Source organism: Streptomyces mesophilus (assembly GCF_040300965.1).
Taxonomy (GTDB): domain Bacteria; phylum Actinomycetota; class Actinomycetes; order Streptomycetales; family Streptomycetaceae; genus Streptomyces; species Streptomyces mesophilus_A.
The window spans coordinates 1-3,510 of the sequence record NZ_JBEPEW010000259.1; the positions used below are offsets into that span (position 1 = coordinate 1).

At 73.7% G+C, this 3,510-nt stretch carries 2 protein-coding genes; one reads left to right on the forward strand and one right to left on the reverse strand.

Annotation, left to right across the window (positions count from 1 at the left end; genetic code table 11):
- On the forward strand, positions 1-808 hold an 808-nt coding region (locus tag ABT367_RS40250), incomplete at its 5' end, for an NPCBM/NEW2 domain-containing protein (RefSeq protein WP_352258790.1).
- Between the two features lie 32 nt (positions 809-840).
- Here ABT367_RS40250 and ABT367_RS40255 read toward each other — a convergent pair.
- The coding region (locus ABT367_RS40255; protein WP_434975648.1) for an AfsR/SARP family transcriptional regulator at positions 841-3,510 on the reverse strand (2,670 nt) is incomplete at its 5' end.

The following is a 3,510-nucleotide window of genomic DNA, read 5'->3' on the forward strand; positions in this document are numbered from 1 at the left end:
GGCCGCTTCGGGCGGCTCCGGTGGTGCGGCCGCGGGTGGCGCGGCAGCCGGTGAAGGGCTCGGTGCGCCGGCGAAGGCCGGTATCGCCGCGGCCGTGGTGGTCGCGGCGGGCGTCGCGGTGGCCCTTGCCCTCGCGGGCGACGAGCCCAAGCCGAAGGCCGACCCGAAGCCCAAGCCGCCGCCGGTCTCGCAGCCCGTGGTGCCGCAGAAGCCCGCGCCCAAGCCTCCGCCTGAGCCCGAGCCGCCCGCGCCCCCGGTCGTCGCGCCGGATCCGACGCCCACGCCCACGCCGACTCCTCCGCCCCCGCCCAAGCCTTCCCCCAAGCCGACGCCGCCTGCTCCCAAGCCGACGCCGCCGCCTCCCCCGCCGGCCCCGGAGGCGTATCACATCAACGAGTTGCAGTACGGGATCTTCGGGGACGGGACCCAGCCCGAGGTGCGCCTCGGGGAGTCCAGCTGGATCTGGCAGCGGCAGGGACTCGGGATCGCCGGGCAGCGGTACGCGCACGGGGTGACCGTCCATGCGTACTCGTCCGTGGTGATCGACCTGAACCGTGAGTGCACCGCGTACGACGCGTTCGCCGGGGTGGACGACCTCACGTTCGGGCACGGGGCGGTGCGGTTCTCGGTGTTCGCGGACGGTGAGCGGCTGTGGCAGTCGGGCGTGGTGCGCGGGGGTGAGCCCGCGGTGCCCGTGCATGTGGATCTGACCGGACGGAAGACGCTGCGGCTGGTGGTGGAGCCGCATTCCGTGGTGGATTCGCCGGCGTTGGTGGACTGGGCGCAGTCGCGGATCAGTTGTCGCTGAGGGGTGGTCGGGTGCGGTGCTGGAAGGTCTGCTCAGCCGCAGGAGCTGGGTGGGCCGAGTAGCTCCAGGACGTCCTCCGGGGTGAGGGTCTCGCCCGTCGACCACTCGTGCTCGTACGTCTCGTCTCCCAGCCGCTTCCGCAGCTTCGTGCGGAGGTGCGTGGTCTCCGTCTGCTCCGGCTCGGGGATCGGGAGGTCGCCGCGCCAGTGGATGCCCGCCGCCAGGACGCGGGTCGCCCGGGGGTCGTCCAGGTCGGCCAGGAGGGCGGCCGACGCCTCGGCGAGCAGGGAAAGGACCGGCTCCGCGCACTTGTCCCGTACGGCGCCGCGCAGGCCCTCGACCGCCTTCGGCAGGGCGGCGGCCGGACCCGACTCCAGAGCCGTCATCTTCGCGTCGGCATGCGCGACGCCCGCCTCGAACTGCGGCGGGGGCGTGGCCCGGGCAGCCCACTCGATGCTCGACCGCCATTCGCTGCGGGCCAGTTCGAGGTCCCCCTCGGCCAGCGCCACGTACGCGGAGAGCAGGCGGACGAACGCGCGGGTGTCCAGGACGCCGTAGCGCTCGCCTTCCTCGTCCGACTCGACGATGGCCCGCCTGGCCAGGGGCAGATCGCCCGCGCGGTAGGCGATCTCGGCGAGCCGGGCGATCAGGAGCGGCGCCTCGGAGTACACGCCCATCTCGTACGCGAGGAGCAGGCCCTCCTCGTACTCGGCCTGCGCCTCGGCGAAACGGCCACGGGCCATGGCGGCCTCCCCGACCGCGGTGCACACATGGGCCTTGAGCCAGCGGTCGCCGACCTGCCGGGACAGCGTCCGCAGCTCCGCCAGGTCCTTGTCCACGGCGCCGAGGCCGCCGCGGGTGTCGACGGCGACATGGGCGCGGAACAGCAGGGCCACGCACATCTCCCAGGGGCCGCCGTATCTGCGGCAGGTCTCGGTCGCCGTCTCCATCGCCTCGCGGCCGCCGCTCGTGCCGTCGAGGACGAACGTGGCGAAGGGCCACAGCAGGCCGGGGAACGTGGCGGACTGCGGGATCGGACGGCCGAACACCTCACGCAGCAGGGCCAGTTCGGCCCGCACCCGCGGATCGTCAAGGGGCTGTCCTGGGACGGAGTCCGAGAGCAGGAACAGCTGGAGCAGGCGCACCTTCATACGCGGCCAGTAACGCGGGTCCGCCTCGGCCTCGGGGCCGGTCGGGCTCCCGTCCGGGCCCGTGGGGTCCTTGCCGAGCGCGAGGGCGGCGGCGCTCCAGTCGCTGCCCTCGCGGCGGTAGTTGCGCAGGGACCAGAACCAGCCCATGGCGAGGGCGAGTTCGAGCGCGGTCCGCTCGTCGCCGGTGGTGACGCTGTGCTGCAGTACGGCGCGGAGGTTGTCGAGGTCCCGCTCCACGCGGCCGATCCAGGGCAGTTGCTCGGCGGTGCGCAGCAGGGGGTCGGCCTGTTCCATGAGGGCGAGGAAGTAGTCCGTGTGCCGCTTGCGGGCCGCGGCACGGGTGGCCGGCTCCTCCTCGGCGCGCTCCGTGGCGTACTCGTGGATGGTTTCGAGCATGCGGTAGCGCATGCCCTCGTCCCCGCGGCGGCAAGGGGCAGCGACGACCAGGGACTTGTCGACCAGCGCGCCGAGCAGCAGGGCGGCGTCGCCGCTGCAGACCGCCTCGGCCGCGGGCAGGTCCCAGCCGCCGGCGAACACGGAGACCTCGCGCAGGAAGGTGCGCTCCCTCTCATCGAGCAGCTCCCAGGACCAGTCGACGACCGCGCGCAGGGTCTGCTGGCGGGGCAGCACGGTGCGGCTTCCCGAGGTGAGCAGCCGGAAGCGGTCGTCGAGACGGTCGGCGATCTGGCGCGGGGTGAGCAACCGCAGCCGGGCGGCGGCCAGTTCGATCGCGAGCGGAAGGCCGTCCAGACGGGTGCAGATCTCCGCGACGGCCTCGCTGTCCTGCGTCGGGTCGAATCCGGGCAGCACGGCGGCGGCCCGTTCGGCGAAGAGACGGTGGGCGGGCTCGTCGGGGAGCGGGTCGACGGGCCGTACGGACTCGCCGGGCACCCCGAGGGGCTCCCGGCTGGTGGCGAGGATCCGCAGCTTCGGGCAGTGCGTGAGCAGGGTCTCGGCGAGGTGGGCGGCGGCGTCGATGACATGTTCGCAGTTGTCGAGGATCAGGAGCAGCTCGCGGTCCGCACAGAACTCGGTGAGCAGCGCGACCGGGTCGTCCTGCGCGGCCGAGAGCTCGCTCGTGCGCAGCACCGTGTCCCGCAGCCCCAGGGCACTGACCACGGCGCCCGGGACCGCCTCGGGGCGCTCGAGGGGGGCGAGTTCGGCGAGCCAGGCCGGGGCGGGGTGCCCGGCGGCCGTCTCCTCCGCGAGGCGGGTCTTGCCGGAGCCGCCGGGGCCGGTGAGGGTGACGAGGCGGGCGTTCCCCAGATCCGTACGGATGGCGGCGAGTTCGGGTTCGCGGCCGACGAAGGAGGTCAGACGGGGGCGGAGGTTGCCGGTGGCGGCTGGGCGGTCGGGGTGCTCGCGCGTGGGCCCGGCTTCAGGGGTGTGCGATCCAGGGTGCGGCGACCGCGGGTTCTGCGCTCCTGGGTTCTGCACCCCGGTGTTCAGCACCCTCGGGTTCTGCACCCCGGTGTTCAGCACCCTCGGGTTCTGCACCCCGGTGTTCAGCACCCTCGGGTTCTGCGCCCCGGTGTTCAGCACCCTCGGGTT